General features: G+C 72.2%; 21 protein-coding genes. 9 read left to right on the forward strand and 12 right to left on the reverse strand.

Annotation, left to right across the window (positions count from 1 at the left end; genetic code table 11):
• Positions 1-125: 125 nt before the first annotated feature.
• From DFJ67_RS40795 to mptB, 3 genes are all read left to right on the forward strand, one after another.
• Positions 126-1514 carry an NsdA family TPR-like regulatory protein gene (locus DFJ67_RS40795; protein ID WP_239097191.1) on the forward strand — a complete coding sequence of 463 codons (1389 nt, stop codon included), beginning with the start codon at positions 126-128 and terminating at the stop codon, positions 1512-1514.
• A 316-nt stretch (positions 1515-1830) separates the two neighbouring features.
• Positions 1831-2814 (forward strand): polyprenyl synthetase family protein, encoded by a 984-nt coding sequence (locus DFJ67_RS40800; protein WP_116077241.1) that lies wholly within the window; start codon positions 1831-1833, stop codon positions 2812-2814.
• Between the two features lie 130 nt (positions 2815-2944).
• Positions 2945-5077, forward strand: coding sequence for a polyprenol phosphomannose-dependent alpha 1,6 mannosyltransferase MptB (mptB, locus tag DFJ67_RS40805; RefSeq protein ID WP_239097190.1), 2133 nt, complete (start codon positions 2945-2947; stop codon positions 5075-5077).
• On the opposite strand, the gene DFJ67_RS40810 is transcribed toward mptB, so the two are convergent.
• Genes DFJ67_RS40810 through DFJ67_RS40820 form a run of 3 tightly spaced genes read right to left on the reverse strand, consistent with a single transcriptional unit; the run spans position 5014 to position 6058 of the window.
• Entirely contained in the window at positions 5014-5370 is a 357-nt protein-coding gene (locus tag DFJ67_RS40810; RefSeq protein WP_116074918.1) for a lycopene cyclase domain-containing protein, read from the reverse strand. The two genes, mptB and DFJ67_RS40810, sit on opposite strands and share 64 nt — an antisense overlap.
• On the reverse strand, positions 5367-5690 hold the full coding sequence (locus DFJ67_RS40815; RefSeq protein ID WP_116074920.1) for a lycopene cyclase domain-containing protein: 324 nt from the start codon (positions 5688-5690) through the stop codon (positions 5367-5369). Before DFJ67_RS40815 ends, DFJ67_RS40810 begins: the two co-directional genes overlap by 4 nt.
• A gap of 2 nt (positions 5691-5692) precedes the next feature.
• Positions 5693-6058, reverse strand: coding sequence for an Rv2175c family DNA-binding protein (locus DFJ67_RS40820; protein ID WP_116074922.1), 366 nt, complete (start codon positions 6056-6058; stop codon positions 5693-5695).
• 51 nt (positions 6059-6109) lie between these two features.
• Between DFJ67_RS40820 and DFJ67_RS40825 the strand changes: the two genes are divergently transcribed.
• From DFJ67_RS40825 to DFJ67_RS40835, 3 genes are all read left to right on the forward strand, one after another.
• Complete coding sequence (locus tag DFJ67_RS40825) at positions 6110-6796, forward strand: hypothetical protein (RefSeq protein ID WP_116074924.1); 687 nt, start codon at positions 6110-6112, stop codon at positions 6794-6796.
• Positions 6797-6869: 73 nt separating this feature from the next.
• Positions 6870-8864, forward strand: a complete 1995-nt coding sequence (pknB, locus tag DFJ67_RS40830; protein ID WP_116074926.1) for a Stk1 family PASTA domain-containing Ser/Thr kinase — start codon at positions 6870-6872, stop codon at positions 8862-8864.
• Positions 8861-9709: a deoxyribonuclease IV gene (locus tag DFJ67_RS40835; protein ID WP_116074928.1), complete on the forward strand. Its 849-nt coding sequence runs from the start codon at positions 8861-8863 to the stop codon at positions 9707-9709. Before pknB ends, DFJ67_RS40835 begins: the two co-directional genes overlap by 4 nt.
• A 111-nt stretch (positions 9710-9820) precedes the next feature.
• Here DFJ67_RS40835 and DFJ67_RS40840 read toward each other — a convergent pair whose 3' ends face one another.
• A complete protein-coding gene (locus DFJ67_RS40840; protein ID WP_116074930.1) occupies positions 9821-11044 on the reverse strand; it encodes an MFS transporter in 1224 nt (407 codons plus the stop codon).
• Between the two features lie 59 nt (positions 11045-11103).
• Here DFJ67_RS40840 and DFJ67_RS40845 point away from each other — a divergent pair, with 59 nt between their 5' ends.
• Positions 11104-12120 carry an ArsR/SmtB family transcription factor gene (locus DFJ67_RS40845; RefSeq protein WP_116074932.1) on the forward strand — a complete coding sequence of 339 codons (1017 nt, stop codon included), beginning with the start codon at positions 11104-11106 and terminating at the stop codon, positions 12118-12120.
• Here the strand turns inward: DFJ67_RS40845 and DFJ67_RS40850 are convergent.
• From DFJ67_RS40850 to DFJ67_RS40865, 4 genes are all read right to left on the reverse strand, one after another.
• Positions 12107-13633, reverse strand: a complete 1527-nt coding sequence (locus DFJ67_RS40850) for a GGDEF domain-containing protein (protein WP_147315793.1) — start codon at positions 13631-13633, stop codon at positions 12107-12109. The two genes, DFJ67_RS40845 and DFJ67_RS40850, sit on opposite strands and share 14 nt — an antisense overlap.
• A gap of 85 nt (positions 13634-13718) precedes the next feature.
• Positions 13719-14747, reverse strand: coding sequence for a threonine aldolase family protein (locus DFJ67_RS40855; RefSeq protein ID WP_116074938.1), 1029 nt, complete (start codon positions 14745-14747; stop codon positions 13719-13721).
• Positions 14740-16146 (reverse strand): class II 3-deoxy-7-phosphoheptulonate synthase, encoded by a 1407-nt coding sequence (locus DFJ67_RS40860; RefSeq protein ID WP_116074940.1) that lies wholly within the window; start codon positions 16144-16146, stop codon positions 14740-14742. The genes DFJ67_RS40855 and DFJ67_RS40860 overlap by 8 nt, the downstream gene beginning before the upstream one ends.
• Before the next feature lie 24 nt (positions 16147-16170).
• Positions 16171-16662 carry a hypothetical protein gene (locus DFJ67_RS40865; protein WP_116074942.1) on the reverse strand — a complete coding sequence of 164 codons (492 nt, stop codon included), beginning with the start codon at positions 16660-16662 and terminating at the stop codon, positions 16171-16173.
• A gap of 113 nt (positions 16663-16775) precedes the next feature.
• Here DFJ67_RS40865 and DFJ67_RS40870 point away from each other — a divergent pair, with 113 nt between their 5' ends.
• The gene (locus DFJ67_RS40870; protein ID WP_116074944.1) at positions 16776-17423 is read left to right on the forward strand and encodes a DUF4389 domain-containing protein; all 648 of its coding nucleotides are present in this window, start codon (positions 16776-16778) and stop codon (positions 17421-17423) included.
• Positions 17424-17453: 30 nt separating this feature from the next.
• On the opposite strand, the gene tuf is transcribed toward DFJ67_RS40870, so the two are convergent.
• From tuf to DFJ67_RS40890, 4 genes are all read right to left on the reverse strand, one after another.
• The gene (gene tuf / locus DFJ67_RS40875; protein ID WP_116074946.1) at positions 17454-18638 is read right to left on the reverse strand and encodes an elongation factor Tu; all 1185 of its coding nucleotides are present in this window, start codon (positions 18636-18638) and stop codon (positions 17454-17456) included.
• 345 nt (positions 18639-18983) lie between these two features.
• Positions 18984-20195: an RNA polymerase sigma factor gene (locus DFJ67_RS40880; protein WP_116074948.1), complete on the reverse strand. Its 1212-nt coding sequence runs from the start codon at positions 20193-20195 to the stop codon at positions 18984-18986.
• Positions 20195-20617, reverse strand: a complete 423-nt coding sequence (locus DFJ67_RS40885) for a YciI family protein (protein ID WP_239097189.1) — start codon at positions 20615-20617, stop codon at positions 20195-20197. Before DFJ67_RS40885 ends, DFJ67_RS40880 begins: the two co-directional genes overlap by 1 nt.
• A gap of 128 nt (positions 20618-20745) precedes the next feature.
• Positions 20746-22383, reverse strand: a complete 1638-nt coding sequence (locus DFJ67_RS40890) for a glycosyl hydrolase family 18 protein (protein ID WP_116074950.1) — start codon at positions 22381-22383, stop codon at positions 20746-20748.
• A 136-nt stretch (positions 22384-22519) separates the two neighbouring features.
• On the opposite strand from DFJ67_RS40890, the gene DFJ67_RS40895 reads away from it, so the two are divergent.
• The gene (locus DFJ67_RS40895) at positions 22520-23005 is read left to right on the forward strand and encodes a glutathione peroxidase (RefSeq protein WP_116074952.1); all 486 of its coding nucleotides are present in this window, start codon (positions 22520-22522) and stop codon (positions 23003-23005) included.
• Positions 23006-23177: the final 172 nt, after the last annotated feature.

The raw sequence follows: 23177 nt of genomic DNA on the forward strand, positions 1-23177 counted from the left end.
GGGTACATATGTTCTACGCGCCGCGGGCCGCCCCCACGGTCCACTGGTCGGCGCGCGGGGATGCCGTGCCACGGCGTCCGGGGGCCGCAGGCGTGCACCGCCGCACCGCTGCTCGGGGAGGTTCCATGATGTCCGCCCTGCCACCACACCCGTTCGACGCGGCGGGTCCGCGCCCACCATTCGGTGCCTATCTGGCCCAGCTCCGGCTACGCCGGGGTTGGAGCCAACTACGCCTGGCGGAGCAGCTCTGCGCCGCCTCGGGCAGCTCGACGGTGACCCGCCACGAGGTCAGTCGCTGGGAGCGCGAGGAGCGCCTGCCGGCCGACTTCTGGCTGGGTTGGCTCGCTGCGGTGCTCGACGCGCCCGCCGACGGCCTGGCCGCCGCCGCCGAGCGCAGCCGGGTCCGCCACCGGCTGGTCGCGCCACCCGGCCGCGCCGGTCCGGGCCGGCGGGAGACCCGCGACCGGGTCGGGCTCGACCTGCTCGGCCTCGCGCACACCTGGCTGACCAGCGACGAGACGGCGCTGATCGGTCCGGCGCCGGTCGCACCATCGGGCGCGGCACGACCCGAGCGGCCGTCCGTGGCCGAGGTGACCGCCCGGTTGGTCGCCGCCCGCCGGCTCGACGACGTGATCGGTGGCGCCGACCTGGCGGCCACGGTGCACGGGCTGGCGGCTGCCGCGGCGCACGCCACGACCTCGCCGCCCGGCACGACGCCGACCCGCAAGGCGGCGCGGCTACGGGCCGAGGTGGCCCAGCTCCGCGGCTGGACCCTCGGCGACGCCGGTGACGCGGTCGGTGCGCTGTCCGCCTACCGCACGGCGTTGGGCGCGGCGGCGGTCGCCGGCGACCGGCCGCTGGCCGGCCACGTGCTCGGCTCGGCCAGCCACCTGCTGGCCGGCTCGGGCGATCCGGCGCCCGCGCTGCTGCTGGCCCGCACCGCCTATGCGGGCTCGCGGCGGGCGCTGTCGGCCTCCGGGCGGGCGTTGCTGTTGCACCGGATCGCGTTCGCGGCCGCGTCGGCCGGGCTGCGCGGCGCCGCCGAGGCCGCACTTACGGCCGCGCAGCGCGCGACCGAGCGTCGGGCCGCCGAGCATGACCCGCCGTGGCTCTACTGGCTCGACGATGGCGAGTTCGACGCGCTGGCCGGCCGGTGCCTGGCCGCCCTCGGCCGGTCGGCCCGGGCGCTGCCACTGCTCTCCCGGGCGGCGGCGCGCTCCGGCCAGCCACGCACCGCCGCGCTCGACCAGGCCTGGCTGGCCCATGCCCGGCTCGGTGCCGGCGAGGCCGACGGTGCGTTGCTGGCGGCCAGCGGCGCTTTGCTCGACACGATCCGGTCCGGGTCGACGCGGGCGCTCGACGTGCTGACCACGTTCGGTGACCGGCTCGCTCCACACGCCCGGCTGCCCGCCGCACGCGACTACGCCGACCTGCTGGTGGCGGCCCGGCCCTACCTGCCCCGCCCGGTGCGCGACGAGCGGTCCGCCGGTGATCGGGTGGCAGGCGATGACTAGTGAGGGGCGTCGATGGGGGTGCCGCTCCGGCATGGTCCGGGCGGCCCGCGGTCGCGCGCCGCCCGCCGTGGGGTGCCGCGACCGTCCGTGGCGGTGGGCGGACCCGGCCGTTACCGGCCCGGTTGTCGTTCGCGCCGATTGACCCTAGCGTCGTGGCGTGACCGAGCCGACCAGCCCTTCCGACGCCGCCGGCCCGGACCCTTCCGACACCGTCCGCCCGATCGCCGGTGCCGGCCTTCCCATCACCGACCGGGTCGGGCTGCGGCAGCGCGTCGACAAGTCGCTGGCCTGGTTCCTGGCCGACCGGCGGGCCTGGATGGCACAGGTCGACAGCGCGCTGGCGCCGGTCGCCGACGCGATCGAGGCCTTCGTCCTGCGCGGCGGCAAGCGGTTACGGCCGGCGTTCGGCTACTGGGGCTTCCGCGGGGCCGGCGGCCACGACTCCGACCAGGTGGTTACCGCGCTCGCGGCGCTCGAGCTCGTCCAGGCGAGCGCCCTCATCCACGACGACCTCATCGACCGTTCCGACACCCGGCGCGGCGAGCCCGCGGTGCACCGCCGCTTCGCGGGCCGGCACCGCGCCCACGGCTGGTCCGGCGACGCCGACGGCTTCGGCGACTCGGCCGCGGTCCTGCTCGGCGACCTGTGCCTGGTCTGGTCCGACGAGTTGCTGCACGCCGGCGGGCTCGACCCCGCAGCGCTGTCCCGGGCCCGCCCGGTCTTCGACGAGATGCGCACGGAGGTGACCATCGGCCAATACCTCGACGTCCTCACCCAGGCGACCGGCGACACCTCCGTCGAGCGCGCCGGCAAGGTCGCGCGCCTGAAGTCGGCGAAATACACGGTCGAGCGACCCCTGCTGCTCGGCGCAGCGCTCGCGGCGGCGCCGGCGGAGGTCGGCGCGGCCTACTCGAGCTACGGGCTGCCGCTCGGCGAGGCGTTCCAGCTCCGCGACGACATGTTGGGCGTGTTCGGCGACCCGGCGCAGACCGGCAAACCGGCGGGCGACGACCTCCGTGAGGGCAAACGCACATTCCTGGTCGCGGCCGCGTTCGAAACGGCCGACGAGGCCGGCCGCGGCGACCTCCGCCGCCTGCTCGGCTCCCGCGACCTCGACGCGGTCGGCATCGCCCACCTCCGCGAGATCATCGTGGCCAGCGGCGCCGCCGACCGCACCGAGCAGCGGATCGACGCGCTGCTGACCTCGGCCCTGTCGGCGATCGAATCGGCACCGATCGACCCGGAAGCCCGCGGCGCCCTGATCGACCTCGCCCACGCGGCCACCACCCGCACCGACTGAGCCAGGCCCGGCCCGCATCGCCCTCACCGGCCTCGCCCACCTGGCCACCACCCGCACCGACTGACCCCCGCGTCCCGGCGCCCGCCGGCGGCGGTGGGGTGGCGGTGGCCGGCGTGGGATCATCGACGACGTGCGTGGCCTGGACAGCCCGTGGGGTCTGCGCGTCACCGGGCTTGTCGGGGTCGCGGTTGTCGCCGCTGGGGCGTACGGAGCGGGGGCGTTGCCGGGGAGAGATCCCGGCGCGGGGCTGCGTGGTGCCGGCACTCCGGGCGTCGGCTTCTGGCTCGGGCTGGCCGGATGGGTGGTCGGGCTCACGATCCTGTCCACCGCCTGGTGGCGACTCGGCAAGCGGCTCAGCGCCGTCAGCAGCCGCTGGCTGATCGGCACGGGTGCGCTCTGGGCGCTGCCCCTGCTGCTCGCACCACCGCTGGCCAGCCGCGACGTCTACTCCTACGCCTGCCAGGGCCAGATCTGGAACTCCGGCCTCGACCCCTACGCGGTCGGTGCCGCCGACGGCGGTTGCTCCTGGGCCGGCTCGGTGCCCGACCTGTGGCTGCACACGCCGGCGCCCTACGGGCCGGTCGGGGTCGCGCTGTCCGGCGCCGCCGCCGCGGTCGGTCGGGCCGTCGGCGGGCCGGCCGGGCATCAACTGCTCGCGGCGGTCACCGTCCTCCGGATCGTCGCCCTCATCGGCGGTGTGCTGATCGCGATCTACGCCGGGCGGCTCGCCACCGCCGCCGGGATCGCACCGACCGCCGCACGTTGGCTCGCACTGCTCTCGCCACTAGTCGCAGTCCATCTGGTCTCGGGAGCACACAACGACGCGCTCACCGCCGGTCTGACCGTGGCGGCACTGGCGGTCGCGACCAGCGCGAACGCGAGCCGCCGAACAAACGGGGGGCAGTCCCCAACCGACCATCCGGCACCAATCGAGGACGGCTCCTCCGGCCCGCCGTCGCACGACGCCGCGGCAGGCGCGCGATCGGAAGGTCTCGTAGCAGGCCTCCGATCGCAAGGCCTCGTAATAGGCCCGCCGTCGCAGGACGCCGTGATAGGCCCGCAATCGCAAGGCCTCGCAGCAGACCCGCCGTCGCAAGACGTGGCGGTAGGCCCGCAATCGCAAGGCCTCGCAGCAGGCCCGCCGTCGCGGGACGCCGCGGTAGGCCCGCAATCGCAAAGCCTCGTAATAGACCCGCCATCGCACGGCCGAGTAGAAGGCCTGCCATCGCACGGCCCCGCGCAGGGCTCGCGACCCCTGGGGCTGGCGGAAGGACCGCCGTGGCGGGCAGCGATCGCGGCCGGGACCTTCATCGGCCTCGCCGTCGCGGTCAAAGTCACCGCGATCATCGCGCTCCCCTTCGTCATCCTGCTGGTAGCCGGCTGGCGGACGAAGCGCCGCCCCACCACCGCCATCACCGCCGCCGCGATCACCGTCACCGCGACGGGAGCGCTCGTCTTCGCCGCCGCCAGCCTGGCCACCGGCCTCGACCTCGGCTGGTTCGGCGCCCTCTCCGACACCGGCAGCCTGGTGCAATGGACCTCCCTGCCGACCGGCATCGGCATGGCGGTCGGCTACCTCCTAAGGGCAGCGGGCTGGCCGGGCGCCGCAGACACCGCGGTCTACGCAGCCCGCATCTGCGGCGTAGTAGCCCTGGCCGTAATCGCCGCTGCCCTCGGTTGGCGGGCACTCCAGGCAACTCTCCGCGGCCTGAGGGACAACGAACCCCCGGACCGAGCGGCCACGTCAGCTGACACCGCACCCGCCGGGAACGACGAGGTCATCGCACCATCCGTGGCGATCCCGCTCGCCGACCCAGGCCCCACACCGGTCCGCGCCACGGACGTCTCGACAGCCGGCCACGACCGACCCCACCAGGCCGCCCTGGCGAGCTACGACCAACCAAAACCCGCCGCCACCCACGATCAAGCGAACGCCACCGCCCACCGCCGCCAGGTGATCGCCGCCGCGGGCTGGACGCTCGCCGCCGCCGCGATCCTGCTGCCGGTCTTCTACCCCTGGTACGCGATCGCCCCGCTGGCCGTCCTGGCCTGCGCGACCCCACCAGGCAGAACCCGAACCGCCCTCGCGGCAACGGCCATCGCGATCACCGCGCTGATCATCCCGAACGGCCTGGGCCTCGCCGTCCTGACCAAACTCCCGGGCGCGTTCCTGGACGTCGCGATCGTCGCCGCGCTCATCTACCGCTTCCGTAGCCACCGCAGCAGCCAGGACGACCCAGTCCCGGCCGCCGGCGAGCGCTGAACCCCTGCCCGCCCCCAGAACACCCACAGCGACAACGTCAACAACACCAACGCGAACCCGAAGACCAGGTCCTCGACGGGCGCGTACACCAGACGCAGTCCGATGATCGCCCCCGGGTCGTAGCGGACGATGTTCCGGCCCGTCAGCACCCCGTTGGCCAGGAGCTGGAAGAACAGGATGATCGGGTACGTGGCCCAGAAGACCGGCCGCAGCACGAGCCGGGTGCGCAGCACGAACAGGTCGACGCCGAGCGCGCCGATCGCGCCCAGCAACGCCGCCGTTGTGTAGGTCACTCGTCTCCCGCCGGCAGGCGCAGCACGGCGCGGACCGCCTCGAAGCCGAGGATCGCGCACAGTGGCACGACCAGGAAGAACAGCAGTTCGTCGAGCGGCAGGCGGCCGGGCAGCAGGATGCCCGTGGTCTGCATCGGGTCGAACGACCAGTGGCCGGCCGCGATCGCCGCGATGTCCCACAGCGCGAAGATCGCCATCACCGGCACGATGGTGAGCAGCAGGCGACGCCACCGGCGCAGGACGTTGACCCGCAGCGCGGGCTCCAGCCACAGCGCACCGGCCAGGCAGCCCAGCAGGACCGCCAGGTAGACGAACCTCAAGCCTAGAAGCCCAGCGCCTGCGCGCGGCGCTTCACCTCGGTGGCCTGGTCGCCGCCGAGTGCCACCGCCGGCAGGCCGGGGAGCGTCTCGTCGGGCTCGTAGAGCCACCGCAGGCACTCTTCGTCGTTGTACCCAGCGTCGTGCAGCAACGTGATGACGCCCGGCAGGTGCTTGAGCACGGTCTTGTTGGCAACGAGCTCAGCCGGCACCCGCAGGACGCCTTCGCGCCGGACCGCGAGAAGCGAGCCGTCGCGCACCATCTGGCGCACCTTGCTGATCGTCAGCTCAAGGCGCTCCGCCACGTCGGGCAACGGCAGCCACTGAGCGGGAACGGTTTCGGTCACCCGCTCACATTGCCACGCCGGCATGGCGTGACACCACTTAACCACCCGGTATGGGGTATCGAAGGGATCTGCACCGTGACCACCTGGCGAGGTCTGCGCAAGGAACTCGTGGGCGCGTGGCGTTCGGTCCAGTACGACCTCGCCCGCCTCCGGCCACGCCGCCGCTCAGACGGCGAGGAGACCACGGAACTCATCTTCCCCGAGCACGCCCGCCCGCCGCGCCGCCTGGCCGCGACCGGGGCCTTCGCCGTGGCCAGCCTGGCCGGCGCGGCCGCCACCTATTTCGCGGTCGTCAGCGGCCTCGGCGCGCTCCTGGAGACCGACGCCAGCGCCGCGGAATCACCCAAACCGGTGATAGCCGGCGCCGCGGGCACCGGACAGCGCTCGTCGCCGGACGCGGACGAGAAACCAACGGTCCGGATCGCCCGCCAGGGTGGGCCACTCACCGTCGCCGGCCGCCAGGCCGGAGCCGGTGGAGCGGGTTCATCGGATACGCGCGGCGGTGTCCCGGGCGACCTCGGCGGCCCTCCGGGACCGGTGCGGCACCCGGGCGGAGCCGTACCCGAAGAGTCCGAAGAACCGCCCGGCAACCCGCCCACCCAACCGCCGACGCCCACCCCGACGACCGACCCCACGGAGTCACCGAGCGCGACATCGAGCCCCGACCCGTCCGTCTCGGCCGACCCGAACGGTGACGACGGCCACGACGAGGGGCGGCGCCGGCACCGACACCACCGCCCTGACCAGGACGAAGGCGCCTGAATGCGGGGTTATCGACGAAGTTGCCGGCACGGCTGTGTCGCAGTCACCGGATGGCCACATAGACTGCCTGCCGATGGACATCCAGGTCGCTGACTCGCTCTTGGGCACCCTGGTCGACGGGCGTTACCGCATCCGTGGCCGGGTGGCCCGTGGCGGCATGGCGACCGTATATACGGCGACCGACGAACGCCTCGAGCGCACCGTTGCCCTCAAGATCATTCACCCGGCGCAGGCCCGTGATCCGCAGTTCCTCGAGCGGTTCACCGACGAGGCCAAGACGATCGCCCGGCTGACCCACCCCAACGTGGTCGCGGTCTACGACCAGGGCCACCACAACGGGCTGCCCTACCTGGTCATGGAATACGTACGCGGCCACACGCTGCGCGACGTGCTGGCCCAGCGGCGGCGGCTCAACCCGGGCGAGGCGCTCGCGATCCTCGAGCAGATGCTCGCGGCGATCTTCGGCGCCCACCGCGCCGGCCTGGTCCACCGCGACGTCAAGCCGGAGAACGTGCTGGTCGCCGAGGCGCCCAGCGGCGGCCCCGGCAACCTGGTCGACAGCGTGGTCAAGGTGGCCGACTTCGGCCTGGCCCGCGCGGTCGAGGCCAGCGCCACCGACGCCGACGGCGGCCAGTTGATGGCGACCGTCGCCTACGTCGCGCCGGAACTGGTCACCGAGGGCCGCGCCGACCCGCGCAGCGACGTCTACTCGGCCGGCATCGTGCTGTTCGAGATGCTCACCGGCCGGGTCCCCTACGACGGCGCGCAGCCGGTCGAGGTCGCCTGGCAACACGTCGACCGCGACGTCCCGGCGCCCTCGTCGCTGGTGCCCGGCATCCCGCCGGTGGTCGACGAGTTGGTCGCCCGGGCCACCCGGCGCGACCCGCAGTCCCGCCCGACCGACGCCGGCGCGTTCCTCTCCGAGGTCCAGAACGCCCGCGACGACCTCGGCGCGGCCAACGCCAACACCGCCGTGCTGCGGCAGGTCTCCCCGCGTACCGAAGTCATCCCCCGCATTTCCGCCACCACCGCGGAGCCGGCGCGGCCGTCGTGGGCGCGCCTGCCCGGCCAGGCCGAGCCGCCGGCACCGTCCGGCCGGCGCCGGGCCCCCGAGCCCGCCTACGACGACTATGACGACGACGGCCCCGACCGTCGGGGTTCGGCGATCGGCGACCGCTACCGCATGGTGATGGCCCACCCCAACGGCCGGATGGCGGTGGCCGCCGCGATCGTGGTGATCGGTCTGGTCGCCGCGATCGGCGGCTGGTGGTTCGGGATGGGCCGCTACACGGTCGCGCCGCAGCTCACCGCGATGACCAAGGCCGCCGCACAGGAGCAGGCGACCCGGGGCGGCTTCACGGTGACCTTCGGTCCAGGGCGCTACGACGAGAAGATCGACAAGGACGTCGTGCTCACCCAGGACCCGCCGGCGGCCGGGCGGATCCTCAAGGGCGGCAAAATCACGCTGGTGCTCTCGCTGGGCGCCGAGCGCTACACCGTGCCCGACGTGACCGGCATGACGCTCGACCTCGCCACGGTCCAGCTCGAAGACGCGAAGCTTCAGGTGACCAAGGGCCCCGACCGCTACGACGACAACCTGCCCAAGGGCGTCGTGATCGCGGTCGACCCGCCGGTCGGCACCGAGACCAAGCCCGGCGACAAGGCGACCGTCTTCGTCAGCAAGGGCAAGGCGCCGCTGACCGTGCCGCGGGTGGTCGGCAAGAACGTCAACGAGGCCCGCAACGAGCTGATCGGGCTCGGTCTCGAGCCGCTGATCGCCTACAAGGCTTCTGACCAGCCGCGCGACACGGTGACCAAGCAGACCCCCGAAGACGGCGCCGGTGTCGAGAAGGGCGCCAAGGTCGAACTCGAGGTCAGCGAGGGCCCGCCGCAGGTGGTCGTGCCCCGGCTGATCGGCCTGCCCTGCCAGCAGGCGGTGCAGCAGCTCCAGGGCATGAACCTCCAGGCCAACCCGCAGCTCAACCCCAACGGCACGGTGTTCGCGCAGAACCCCAACGAGAACACGCCGGTGGCACCGCAGAGCCAGGTCGTCCTCTATTGCCAGTGACCGACCGCCCGCTTGGCTCGCACACGCCGACCGCCGGGGGCATCGCGAAGACCGCGCTGCCCTACATCGACGCGGCCGGGTCCGGTGCGACCCAGGTCTACGTCTCGAACTCGCGCGGCTGGGCCCTGCCGCCGGGTGACCCGGCGCAGGACGCGCTGTTCCGGGAGGGCTGTTCAGACCGGGCCATCCCGGTGTACGTGCACTCCTCGCTGCTGGTCAACCTCGGCTCCCCGACCCCGGAAACGGTCGACCGCTCGACGGCGACGTTGGCCCATTCGCTGACCCGCGGCACAGCGATCGGCGCCACCGCGGTGGTCTTCCACGCGGGCAGCGCGGTCGACCCGACCCACTACGACGCCGCGCTCAAGCAGGTCCGCGAGGCATTGCTCCCGCTGCTCGACCGCGACGGCCCCTTGCTACTGGTCGAGCCGAGCGCCGGCGGCGGCCGCTCCCTGGCGTCGAAGGTCGAGCACCTGGCGGCCTACTTCGAGGCGGTCGACTGGCACCCGCGGCTCGGCGTCTGCTTCGACACCTGCCACGCCTGGGCCGCCGGCCACGACCTGGCCACCCCGGGCGGCATGACGGCGACGCTGGACCTGCTGACGGCGACGGTCGGCGCGGGCCGGCTCAAGCTCGTGCACGCCAACGACTCCAAGGACACCTGCGGCTCACTGCGCGACCGCCACGAGACAATCGGCAAGGGCACCATCGGCACGGCCGCGTTCGCCGAATTGCTCCGGCATCCGTCCACCGCCGGCCTGCCGGTGATCGTGGAAACCCCGTCGGGCAAGGCCCACGAGGGCCACGCCGCCGACATCGCGACCCTGCGCGGCCTGCTCGCCTGACCGCGCCGCTCGCGGACGCGACGCAGTGCCCGACGGACCGGCCGCCGCCAGGTCAGCCGGACCGCGTGCCGGTTCCAGCTGAACCGCCGTGCGGGGCCAGCCCGCGGCGGGTCAGGGCGCGGCGACCGGCGCGGGCTCGGCGGCCGGACGCGGCGCGCCGGGCAGGGAGCGCACCGCGCGGGCGGTCAGCGGCACCAGCGCCGCGACCGCGAACGCGATCCCGCAGGCCAACGCCACCCTCTCGCCACCCCACGCCGCCGCGGCCGGGCCGACCAGAAGCTGGCCGATCGGGATCGCCGCGAACGACAGCAGTTCGTCGATCGAGGACACCCGGCCGAGGTGGGTCGCGCCGACGTGTCGTTGCAGCGCGCTGTCCCAGGTGATCCCGGACGCTGCGAAGCCCACCCCGCCCAGGAACGCGCAGGCCGCGAGCCAGAACGGGTCGAACCCGAGGCCGAGCGCGATCAGCGAGCAAGCACCGAGCGCGCCGACCAGCCGCCCGAAGCGGAGGGGCCGGCGCAGCGACAGCCGGTACATCAGCACGCTCATCATCAGCAGCCCGACGGCGCGCACGCTGAGCACCAGGCCCCAGACGGCCTCGCCCGAGCGGTCGCGGGTCAACGAGGGCCCGAGAATCTGCCACGGCCCGACATTGACCAGATTGATCACGGCGTACGCCAGTGCCACCGGCCACACCCACGGGATCGCGAGGAACGCCCGCCCGCCGTCGTGGATTTCGCGCAGCAGGCCGGCCCGGACGGCCGGCGCCGGGCTGACCCGCGGCAACCGGATCAGGAAAACGGCGGCCAGGACGAAGCTGACCGCGTCGACGGCGATCGCCCAACCGCCGCCGACGGCGACGACCAGCACGCCGGCCACGGTCGGCCCGATGATCTTCACGGCGCTGCTGGTTGCCGAGAGCAGCGAGTTGGCCCGTTGGAGGTCGTCGCCGGCGACCAGTTCCGGGACGATCCCGCGCAGTGCCGGCGAAGTGAACGCCTCCAGCGCGCCCGCGGCCAGCGCCAGGCCCGCCACCAGCGGGAGCCGGTAGGCGCCGGCGATCAGCACCACCGCGATCGCGCCCTGGGTCAGGCCCGCGCCGAGGTTGGCCACGACGAGCACCAGCCGGCGTGGCAACCGGTCGGCGACCGCGCCGCCGACCAGGAGCAGCGCGAGGTGCGGCACGATCTGGCAGGCCAGGACGACGCCGAGATCGCCCGGGCGGCCGCTGGCGTCGAGGATCGCGAACGCCAGCGCGACCGGGGTCATCGCACTGCCGGCGAGCGAGACCAGGCGGCCGAGGTAGAAGGCGCGGAACGGCGGGACGAGGAGCACGCGGGGAGCCTGCCGGCTCGCGGGCGCCGCCCGCTAACCTTGCGGCGAAAGGCGTAACCATGACCCTGCTGCGGCTGACCCCCACCGCTCTGTCCCGCTGCCGCTTCGCGATCTCCCCGCTCGCCGAGACGCTCAGCGCGCTGATCACCCTGCAACGACCGGCGCCCGAACCGTGGGTGCGGGCCTGGCACGACCGGCACCACGCCGACTACCGGGCCTGGCTGGCCCGCGACCCGGTCGCCGCCGGGCTGATGTCACTCGTGGCCGCCACGAAGTGGCTGCCCGATCTGGTCGCCGTCCCGCCGGCCGGCGGCACCGACACGAGGCTGGCCGACGAGCTCGCGGTGGTCGCCGGGTTCTCCGACACCGAGACCCGGTCGACCATCGCCCTCGCGGTCGCGGCGAGCTGGCAACCGCAGACGACAGAGTGGCTCGCCACCACCGACCTGGCCGGGAAGATCGCCGCCGTGCTCGCCGAGGGCTGGCGGCGCTATGTCGCACCGGACTGGCCGAGGCGCCGGGCGCTGATGGAGCGGGACATCATGCACCGCGCGGGGCTGCTCGCCGCGTACGGCTGGAAAGAAGCGGTCCGCACCATGACCCCACGCTCCGAATGGGTCGGTGACGACGCGATCCGCTTCAGCGACCAGGACTATCCCGACCGCTGGATCACCGATGAGGGCCTGGTCTTCGTGCCGAAGACCGGCCCGATCGGTTCGTGGACCTGCGAGCGGCCGCCGCTCTACGCGCTGGTCTACCCGGTCCGCGGCCCGGCCGCGCCGATCACCGCGCCACAAGGCGACCCGCTCGCCACGCTGCTCGGTCCGGGCCGGGCGCGGGTGGTCCGCGAACTACGCCTGGCGGCGACCAGCACCCAACTCGGGTACGCCCTCGACATCTCCCTCGGCACGGTCAGCACCCATCTGGCGGTGCTGCGCGAAGCGGGAATCGTGGCCGGCGCCCGCGTCGGCCGGGCGGTGGTCTACCGCCTGACCGAACGAGGCACCGACCTCCTGGCACTCCTGGACCCGGACCCCGACGAGGAACCGGACCTCGACGAGCTCAGGCCGGCCTGACGCGCCGGCCCCGCGGCGCCAGACCCGTGCGATAAGCCGCCACCCGGTCCTTCCCCGCCGCCTTGGCCGCGTAGAGCGCCAGATCGGCCTCCCGCAGCACCTCCCCCGGCCCGCGAGCCGCCCGTGCCCGCGCCGTGACCCCGACACTCGCGCTGATCGTCAGCGAACCGACCGCCGACGGATAGGGCAGCCGCAGCTCCTCGCACACGGCGCTACCGAGCGCCATCGCCTCCTGTTGCCCGGCCTCCGGAAGCAGGACCGCGAACTCGTCCCCGCCGAGCCGGACCAAGGTGCTGCCGGCCGGCGCCAGTGACGTCAGCCGTCGCCCGATCGCCACCAGCAACTCGTCGCCGGTGGGATGGCCGAGCGAGTCGTTGATCTCCTTGAAGCCGTCCAGGTCGATCAGCAGCAGCGCGTAGGGCCGGTCGTGCGGCAGCGACGACAACCGCTCGTCCAGGACCGACCGGTTGGCCAGCCCGGTCAGTGGATCGTGCGCGGCCCGGTAGGCGAACTCCGTCTGGAGAACCTGAAGCTCCCCGACCGCCTCCCCGAGCTGGCCGGCCCGGCGATCAGCCACCCGGGCGACCAGTGACAGGCGCCAGAGGAGCAACAGCGAGATCAGGCCACCGGCCAGGACGACCAGGCCGAAGTCGGTCGGGGAACCGGGGTTGAAGCGGCCGATGGTGGCCGCGAGCAGCCAGGCCAGCGGGCCCAGCAGCGTGAGTCCGACGAACATGGCGGCCCGGCCACGGCTCAACCGGCCCGACGGGGCCCCGCGGTCCCGGACCGGCAGCGGCTCACCGGCGGACGGATGCAGCAGGGCGGTGGCGAGCAGGAGGGCGTACCCGGTGAAGAACACGCCCGTGCCGTTGACCCGGCCGTCGACCGGGTAGCCGACCGAGTGGCCGACCAGCGCCAGCGCGCCGAGCATCGCGGTCGTCACGCCGGCGGTCACGAACCGGATGGTGGGCGCCCGCGGGCCGACCATGAACAGCAGCCGCAGCAGCATCCCGACCACCACCGCCACGCCGATCGGGCGCAGCGACGCGAGCACCAGGCGGGATCCGGACGGTGCCATGTGGCCGTGCAGCAGGAAGAGCCAGAGGAGGACGAAGACGCCGAGGGTGACCACCGCGGCGTCGAGACTGTCGGCGAGGTGGGCCACCTTGCCGGTGCCGCCCAGCAACACCAGCCCCACCGCGAGCGTCGGATAGAGCACAATCGCCCGGATGTCGCCGGTGGCCAGGCCGCGGTCGGCGACCACCGGGCGGCCGGCGACGGCGGCCCACACCCGGGAGACGGCGATCGAGGCCGAGGTGAGAGTGAGCGTCGACCACGCCGCTAGCCGGGCTGGGCGGCGGACCACCAGCATGACGACGGCGACCAAGAAGGCCACGACCGCCACCACCGCGGTGTAGACGGGTGCCGCCAGGAGCGCGGCGGTGCCAACCAGCGCGCCCCCGGCCACGAGAAAGGCCCACGCCGGCCAACGCCGGGGGCCTGTGGCGGTCATCACAACCCCCGCTGACCAGTCGCACTCCCCGTTCCGGCCGGCCAGCCGGTCGGGGCTCAACTATTCAGCAAAGCACGCGAACCTGTCAGCGGCGAAAGATTTCTGGGAGGACGCTGACCGCGCGGTCGATCGCGGCGTCGTCGACATCCATGTGTGTCACCAGACGGGCGACCCGCGGGCCGAGCACCGAGACCAGCACGCCGCGCTCGCGGGCGGCCGCCGCCAGGGCGTGCGCGTCGATCGGCGACTTGCGCAGGTCGAGCGGCACGAGGTTGGTGCGGACCGCGCCGGCCACCACGCCGAACGGCGCCAGCGCCTCGGCCAGCCGGGCCGCCTTCGCGTGGTCGTCGGCCAACCGGGAGATGTGGTGCTCCAGGGCGTAGGCGCCCGCCGCGGCCAGGATGCCGGCCTGGCGCATGCCGCCACCCATCCGCTTGCGGAGCACCCGGGCCCGCTCGATCTTCTCAAAAGAGGAGACCACCAACGAGCCGACCGGGGCACCGAGCCCCTTGGACAGGCAGACCGACATGGTGTCGAAGAGCGCGCCATAGGTGGCCAGTGGCACCCCGTCGGCCACGTGCGCGTGCCAGATCCGGGCACCATCGCAGTGCAACGCCACACCGGCCGACGTGGTCGCCGCCCGCAAGCCCTCCAGAGTGGACAACGGGATAACTCCGCCACCGCCCCGGTTGTGGGTCTGTTCGACGGCGACCGCCCGGGTGGGCACCGCGTGGTAGCCCGCCGGGCGGATCATGTCGACCACCACGTCGGGGTCGATGTCGGCGCCGACCGGAGCCCAGGTGCGGGTCGACACGCCGCCGATCGCCGCCGCGGCGCCGACCTCGTAGGTCACCACGTGCGCGTCGGCGTCGCAGAGCAACTCCTCGCCGGGCGGCACCGAGAGCTGGATGGCGATCTGGTTGGCCATCGACCCGGACGGCGCGAACATCGCCGCCTCGTGGCCGAACAGCGCGGCGACCGACGCCTCGAGGGCGTTGACCGTCGGGTCTTCGCCGTAGACGTCGTCGCCGAGCGGTGCCGCCAGCATCGCGGCACGCATGCCCTCGGTCGGTTGGGTAACGGTGTCGGACCGCAGGTCCACGAACTCAGCCACGCAGCATCTCCGCAACGAGGAAGGCCAACTCCAGCGACTGCTGGGTGTTGAGCCGGGGGTCACAGGCCGTCTCGTAGCGGCCGGGCAGGTCGAGATCTTCGATGCCCTGGGCACCGCCCAGGCATTCGGTCACGTCTTCGCCGGTCAACTCGACGTGCATGCCGCCGGGGTGGGTGCCGAGCCCGCGGTGCACCTCGAAATAGCCGAGCACCTCGTCGACGATCCGGTCGAAGTGGCGGGTCTTGTAGCCGTTGGACGACTCGTGGGTGTTGCCGTGCATCGGGTCGCACTGCCAGACCACCCGGGCGCCGGCCGCGGTGACCTTCTCGACGATGGGCGCCAGCGCGTCGCGTACCCGATGATTGCCCATCCGGGAGACCAGCGTCAGACGGCCCGGCACGTTGCCGGGGTTGAGCTTCTCGCACAGCTCGATCGCCTGCTCGGGGGTGGTGGTCGGGCCGAGCTTGACGCCGATCGGGTTGACCACCCGGGACAGGAAGTCGACGTGGGCGCCGTCGAGGCGGCGGGTGCGCTCCCCGATCCACAGGAAATGCCCAGAAAGTCCGTAGGCCTTGCCGTCGGAGACCCGGGTCAGCGCGCGGTCGTATTCCAGCGCGAGCGCCTCGTGCGAGCAGTAGAGGGTGACCGTGCGGAGCGCCTCGTCGTCGGTCATCCCGCAGGCCCGGATGAACGCCAGCGCCCGGTCGATCTCGCGGGCGATCGCCTCGTAACGCTCACCGGCCGGCGAGTCACGGACGAAACCCTTGTTCCAGTCGTGGACGGCGTGCAGATCGGCGAGCCCACCGGCCAGGTAGGCCCGGAGCATGTTCATCGCGGCCGCGGAGTTGGCGTAGGCCCGGATCATCCGCTGCGGGTCGGCGATCCGCGCCTCGGGCGTGGTCTCCAGCGAGTTGATCATGTCGCCGCGGTAGGTCGGCAGCCCGAGCGCGTCGGTCGCCGACGAGCGGGGCTTGGTGTATTGCCCGGCGACCCGGGCCACCTTGACCACCGGCAGCGAGGCGCCGTAGGTCAGCACGACCGCCATCTGGAGCAGCGTGCGGGCGTTGGCCAGCAGGTGGCTCTCGGTGTTGGCGTCGAACGTCTCGGCGCAGTCACCGCCCTGGAGCAGGAACGCCTGGCCGTCGCAGACCAGGGCGAGCCGCTCGCGGAGCTGGTCGACCTCGTAGGGCGCGACCACCGAGGGCACGTTGTCGAGCACCTGGCAGACCTCGGTGACGACCTTCGGGTCGGGCCAGGGCGGCATCTGGTCGCGCGGCAGCTCACGCCACCGGTCGAGACCGAGCGCCTGGTCTTCGGCCGAGTCGGCGGCCGGTCTGGAGGTCTGTGGGCCGAGGGTCGCTACCCCCGGGTAGCTCAGCTGATGCCACTCTTGGCGCATGCCCGCAAGACTACGGCTGTCCGGTCACTGGGAAGGCGTGGGGCTTGTGGTGGACGGCATCGACGGGAGCACTACGGCCGGGTCCTCGCCGGCGATGCACCAGCCCGTATCGATGTTGGTCACCAGGAAGCTGACCCCGAGCGGCACCGGCTTCTTGCCGGAGAAGGTGACCAGCATCGCGGTGGTCACCTTCTGCCCGGTGGCCTCGGCCCGGACGTCGGTCACCACCGCACCGGACACCTTGGTCTTCTTGTAGAAGTCGCCGTCGACCCCGCTTGCGGTCTTGTCGAACGTGCCGGCCAGCGTCGGGCAGAGTTGCTTGCGCCCGGCGGCCGCGTCGCGCTTGGTCATCGCGGCCAGGTAGGCCTCGACCTTCTCGCGCGCCTTCTGCGGGCTCTCGTCGATCGGCTTCGGGTCTTCCCCGACGATCTTGTCGGCGATCGAGCAGCCACCCAGCGGCGCCACGAGGGCGACGGTCAGGGCCGCGACGGCCAGTGCGCGACGTCGGAACAACACGGTTCGTGAGTCTGGCACATGTTCGAACCGGCGCGCTCTCCCGTGCCGATTCGGACCCCTGAGCCCGGCAAAACCCGCAAAATGGGATTTTCAGCGTACGGAGGGACGAGCCGATGCAACCGACCGGTCCGGCGTACCCCGTCAACTTCGCCATCGATTATCCCGACCGGCCACTCAACCGGCTCACCAGCTTCTTCCGCCTCTTCACCACGATCCCGATCGCGATCGTGCTCGGCACCGTCTACAGCGGCGGCGCGGACTGGGGCCGCTGGGGCGGCGACGACGGCGGCCACGCCACCGACGTGGCGGCCGGCTTCGGCGGGGTGCTGTTCTTCGGGCCGCTGCTGATGATCCTGTTCCGGAAGAAATACCCGCGCTGGTGGTTCGACTGGAACCTGGAACTCCAGCGGTTCGCCAACCGGGTGACCGCCTACTTCGTGCTGATGGACGACCGCTACCCGTCGACCGACGACCACCAGTCGGTGCGGCTCGACTACGCCTACCCCGGTGGGACGCTCAACCGCTTCCTGCCGATCGTCAAATGGCTGCTCGCGATCCCGCACTACATCGTGCTGTTCTTCCTGCACATCGCCAGCGTGGTGTGCGTGATCATCACCTGGTTCGCGATCCTGTTCACGGGCCGCTACCCGCGCCCGCTGTTCGATTTCGTCGAGGGCGTGCTGCGCTGGCACAACCGGGTCATCGCGTACGCGTTCACGCTGGTCACCGACCGCTACCCGCCGTTCCGGCTGGACCCGTAGTTTTCTCGGTCCAGCCGGAACGGCGGTCTCTCAGCGCAGCTCGGTGATCGTGCCTGCGGCGACGGTCCGGCCGCCCTCGCGGACGGCGAAGCCGAGGCCCACGTGCATCGCGACCGGCCGCGCCAGCTCGACGGTCACGTCGACCGTGTCACCGGGCATGACCATGTCGACGCCGTCACCCAGCTCGATCGACCCGGCCACGTCGGTGGTCCGGAAGTAGAACTGGGGCCGGTAGTTGGCGACGAACGGCGTGTGCCGCCCGCCCTCGTCGGCGCTCAGCGCGTGCAGCCGCGCCGTGAACCGCCGGTGCGGTGTCACCGAACCGGGCGCCGCCACGACCTGGCCGCGCTGCACCTGGTCGCGCTTGACGCCGCGGAGCAGGATCGCCGCGTTGTCGCCGGCCTGCGCCGACGGCAGCGACTTGCCGAACGTCTCCAGCCCGGTCGCCACGGTGGTCAGCGTGTCGCCCAGGCCCACGACCTCGACCTGCTCACCGACCCGCAGCGTGCCGCGCTCGATCGCGCCGGTGACCACGGTCCCCCGACCCGAGATGGTCAGCACGTTCTCGATCGGCATCAGGAACGGCTCGTCGACCGCCCGCGGCGGCACCGGCACATACCGGTCGACGGTGTCGAGCAACTCCACGATGGACGCGGTCCACCGCGGGTCGCCCTCCAGCGCCTTGAGCGCGGACACCCGCACGACAGGTGTGTCGGCCGGAAAGCCGTACTCGGCGAGCAGGTCGGCGATCTCGAGCTCGACCAGGTCGAGCAGCTCGGGGTCGTCGACCGCGTCGGCCTTGTTGAGGGCCACGACGAGGTGCGGCACCCCGACCCGGCGCGCGAGCAGGACGTGCTCACGGGTCTGCGGCATCGCACCGTCGAGGGCGGAGACGACCAGGATCGCACCGTCGACCTGAGCCGCGCCCGTGATCATGTTCTTCACGTAGTCGGCGTGGCCGGGCATGTCGACGTGCGCGTAGTGCCGGGTCGCGGTCTCGTACTCGACGTGCGCGATGTTGATGGTGATGCCCCGGACGATCTCCTCGGGAGCCCGGTCGATCCCGTCGAAGGCGACGAACCGGTTGGTTACCGGGTCGGCCTCGGCGAGGACCTTGGTGATCGCGGCGGTCAGGGTCGTCTTCCCGTGGTCGACGTGCCCCATCGTGCCGATGTTGAGGTGTGGCTTGGTGCGCAGGTACTGCGTCTTCGCCATGGTGGTTTCAGTCCTCCTGAACTGGATGAAAGGAGGGCAGGGCTGCTACCGATGCCTGGACTATCAGTCGGCATGGAGAACCCTCGGCCCTTCGGGCCGTGATCGTGCGCGGGCGGGCGCCACCCCGCGTCGGGGCCGCGTTAGCAGGCCGTGATGACAGAAGACTCCGCGCCAGAACCGGGCCGGGACCAACCCCTCCCCGCGGGTTCTGCTGCTGCGGGAAGGGGTCAGAGATCAGCGCCGTCGGCGGCGCAACGCAGGAAGAAACCTGCGGGCCGCACGGGGCTGCTGAAGAACATGACCATCACGGTACGGAGCAACGCCGCCCCCGTCGAACGTATTCCGCTAGGCCAGCCGGGCGGCTCGGGTGTGGAGGTAGCGCTGCTGGGGTTGGGTCATCGTCTTGGTCGCCGCTGTCAGGTAGGCGGCGCGCGCGGCCTCGCGGTCGCCGGCCAGTTCCAGCAGATGGGCCCGGGCCGTGTGCCAGCGGTGGTCGGCCGCCAGGCGGTCGTCCTTGCCCAGCGGGTCGAGCAGGGTCAGGCCGGCCTCCAAGCCGTGCACCATCGCCACGGCCACCGCGTGGTTCAGGGCCACCACCGGGTTGTCGGCCAGGCCGAGCAACACCTCGTACAACAGCTTGATCTGGGGCCAGTCGGTGTCCTCGGGGCGCGCGGCCTCGTCGTGCAGCGCCGCGATCGCCGCCTGGATCTGGTAGGGGCCGGCGTGACCGCGGGGCAGGGCCGACGAGATCAACGCCACGCCCTCGGCGATCTGGTCGCGGTTCCACAGTGTGCGGTCCTGCTCGGCCATCGGCACCGGGGTGCCGTCGCGGGCGGTGCGGGCCGCCCTCCGCGCGTCCGTCAGCAGCATCAAAGCGAGCAGGCCCGTCGCCTCGGTGTCGTCGGGCAGCAGGCGGTGCACCAGTCGGGCCAGGCGGATCGCCTCGGTGGAGAGTTCGACGCGCTGCAACGACGGGCCGGCCGTGCCGACGTAGCCCTCGTTGAAGATCAGGTAGAGCACGTGCAGGACCGCGGCCTGGCGGGCCGCCCGGTCGGCGGCCGGGGGTAGGCCGAACGGGACGCCGCTGTCCTTGATGGTCCGCTTGGCCCTCGTGATGCGGCGGGTCATCGTGTCTTCCGGGACCAGGAACGCCCGGGCCACCTCGGCGGTGGTCAGGCCACCCACGGCGCGCAGGGTCAGTGCGATCTGCGATGCCGCCGACAGTGCCGGGTGGCAGCACATGAACAGCAGGACCAGCGAGTCGTCGGTCGCCGCGCCGGGTGACGGGACCGGCCACGCGGCCACCGTGTCCTCGCGGCGGCGGCGGGCCTGGTCGGCGCGGAGCAGGTCGGTCAGGCGGCGGGCGGCGACCCGGATGAGCCACGCCCGCGGGTTGTCCGGCGTCCCGTCCACCGGCCACTGCTGCGCCGCCGCCAGCAGCGCCGCCTGGACCGCGTCCTCCGCCGTGTCGAAGTGGCCGTAGCGACGCACCAGCGCGCCGAGGACCTGCGGCGCCAACTCGCGCAGCAGGTCCTCCCCCGAGCTCGACCCCGGCACTACTCGCCGAATTCGGGCGCTCCGGCGATGGGGCGCACGTCGACGTGCCACTCGTTGGCGAGTTGGGCGCCGGCCGGGTGCGGGGTGTCGGCCAGCTTCGCGGCGATCTCGGTGGCCCGGTCGAAGCTCGCGCACTCGACGATCGTGTAGCCGGCGAGCACCTCCTGGGTCTCCGCGTAGGGGCCGTCGGTGACCACCGGGACACCGTCGCGCAGCGACACCCGGCGGGTGTGCACCGGCGGGGCCAGGCCCTGCCCGTCGACGAACTCGCCCGACTCGACGAGCTCGTTGTTCCACTTGGTCATGAAATCGTGCAGGGCCGCCAGGTCGTCCGGGGTCCAGGCGGTGCCGTCGGTGGTGTTGCCGGTCAGCATGTCGAAGTCACGCTGCGAGCCCGCCAACATGATCATGTATTTCATCATCACCATCTCCCTTCACCTGGAACGTCGGCGCGGAGAAGCTCCTCCGGACATCTTCCAACAGAAAGAAAGAAGCGGAGGGCCGTCGACCGGCCCTCCGCTCCTCGTGGGGTGTTGCGTCGGCTGAGGGGTTACCCCAGGCCGTTCTTCATCGCCGAGATCAGCTCGCCGTTGGTGGTGTCGCCGGACAGCTCCCAGAAGAAACTGCCACCGAGACCCTGGCCATTGGCGTACGACATCTTGCCGGCGATCGTGCCCGGGGTGTCGTAGCTCCACCAGTTGCTGCCGCACTTGGCGTACGCCGTGCCGGCGATCGTCCGGTTTGCCGGGCAGGTGTTCTTGAGCACCTTGTAGTCCTCGATGCCCGCTTCGTAGGTGCCCGGTGCCGCGCCGGTCGCGCTGCCGCCCGGCGCCTCCTGGGTCACCCCGGTCCAGCCGCGGCCGTAGAAGCCGATGCCGAGCAGCAGCTTGCTGGCCGGGACGCCCTTGCTCTTGAGCTTCTGGATCGCCGCGTCGGAGTTGAAGCCCTGGGTCGGGATTCCGGTGTACGACGTCAGCGGCGAGTGTGGAGCCGTCGGGCCCTGCGCCGCGAAGGCGCCGAAGAAGTCGTAGGTCATCGGCATGTACCAGTTGACGCTGTTGGCGGCGCCGGCGTAGTCCGTGGCGTCGATCTTGCCGTTGGCGCTGCCGTCCGCGGTGATCGCGGCGGTGACCAGGGCCGACGAGCCGAACCGGGTGCGCAGCGCGGCCATCAGGTTCTTGAACGCGTTGGGTCCGCTGGCGTCACAGGACAGGCCGCAGGCGTTGGGGTATTCCCAGTCGATGTCGATGCCGTCGAAGACGTCGGCCCAGCGCGGGTCCTCGATCATCTGGTAGCAGGACTCGGCGAACGCCGCCGGGTTCTGTGCCGCCTGGGTGAAGCCGCCCGACCAGGTCCAGCCGCCGATCGAGTAGATCACCTTGAGGTGCGGGTACATCCGCTTGAGCTTGCGCAGTTGGTTGAAGTTGCCGCGCAGCGGCTGGTCCCAGGTGTCCGCGACGCCGTCGACGCTGTCCGCGGCGGTGTAGGCCTTGTCGTAGTCGGCGTAGGAGTCACCGATCGAGCACCGGCCGCCGGTGGTGTTGCCGAACGCGTAGAGGATGTGCGTCAGCTTCGCCGCCGAGCCGCTCGTGGCGATGTTCTTGACGTGGTAGTTGCGGGCGTAGACGCCCCAGTCCGCGAAGTAGCCGATCAGCTTCTTGCCGCCGGTCGGCGGGTTCGTGGGCGGGTTGGTCGGCGGGTTCGTCGGGTTGCCGGTGGGCGGGTTGGTCGGGTTGCCCGTCGGCGGGTTCGTCGGGTTGCCGGTCGGCGGGTTCGTCGGCGTGGTGCCGCCGGAACAGGACGCGCCGTTGATCGTGCAGTTCAGCGGCGCCTTGTAGGCCCCGGTGCCGACGTAGCCCCAGCTCACCGACGCGCCCGCGGCGAGCGGGCCCATCCAGCTCTTCGGCGTCGCGACGTAGTGGTTGTTGGTGCGCACCACGTCGGCGTCCCAGAAGCTGCTCATCGTCGTGCCGGCGGGCAGGTCGAACTCGATCCGCCAGGTGGACAGCGTCGCGGTGGAGCCGTTGGCCACGGTCACCCGCGCCTCGTGGCCGCTGCCCCAGTCGGAACTCGCGGCGAATGTCGTGGTGACCGTGCCGGCGCCGAACGCGGCGGCGACCGGGACAGCGGCACCGACCACCACCGCCGCGACGCCGGCCCAGAGGGCCCGGCGCACCGAGGTTCTCATAGGACGCTCCCTATAGTTAGGAAAGTTTCCAAATAGTTGAGGAGACGCTACTCATCACCTCAACACCTCGTCAAGATGTGCATGTATCGATTTCTTGAGGATGATCATTTCACCCGCAGGAGGTAACGTCGCGCGCATGACAGTGCTCGACACCGACATCGATTCCCTCGCCGGCGGGCCCGCCGACCTCAAGCAATACGCGGGCAGCACCGTGCTCGTCGTCAACGTGGCCTCGAAGTGCGGTCTCACCCCGCAGTACGAGGGCCTCCAGAACCTCTACGACACCTACGGCGACCGGGGCCTGGTCGTGCTCGGCGTGCCGTGCAACCAGTTCCACGGCCAGGAGCCGGGCAGCGCCGAGGAGATCGCCGAGTTCTGCTCGGTCAACTACGGCGTCACGTTCCCGCTGACCGCCAAGGTCGAGGTCAACGGCGCCGGCCGGCACCCGCTCTACGCCGCGCTGGTGGACGCGCCCGACGCCGACGGCTACACCGGCGACATCCGCTGGAACTTCGAGAAGTTCCTGATCGCGCCGGACGGCACGGTCGCCGCGCGGTTCGGCCCGCAGGTCACGCCGGAGGCACCCGAGGTGGTCGCGGCGATCGAGCAGCACCTCGCCTGACGCGAGGTCCGCTCGGGGGACACCGTTCGGGCGGGCGGTCGGGCCGACGGGGGACGGCCCGGCTGTCCAACCGGACATGATCTGTGCATTGTCAGATTTTTTCCACCTTTCAGGCCTTGCGGTCCGGTCCGACTGACGGGACTCTGTTCGCGTGCTGCGATCCTCGTCCGCA

It is taken from the genome of Asanoa ferruginea, from assembly GCF_003387075.1.
In the GTDB taxonomy this organism is placed as follows: Bacteria; Actinomycetota; Actinomycetes; order Mycobacteriales; family Micromonosporaceae; genus Asanoa; species Asanoa ferruginea.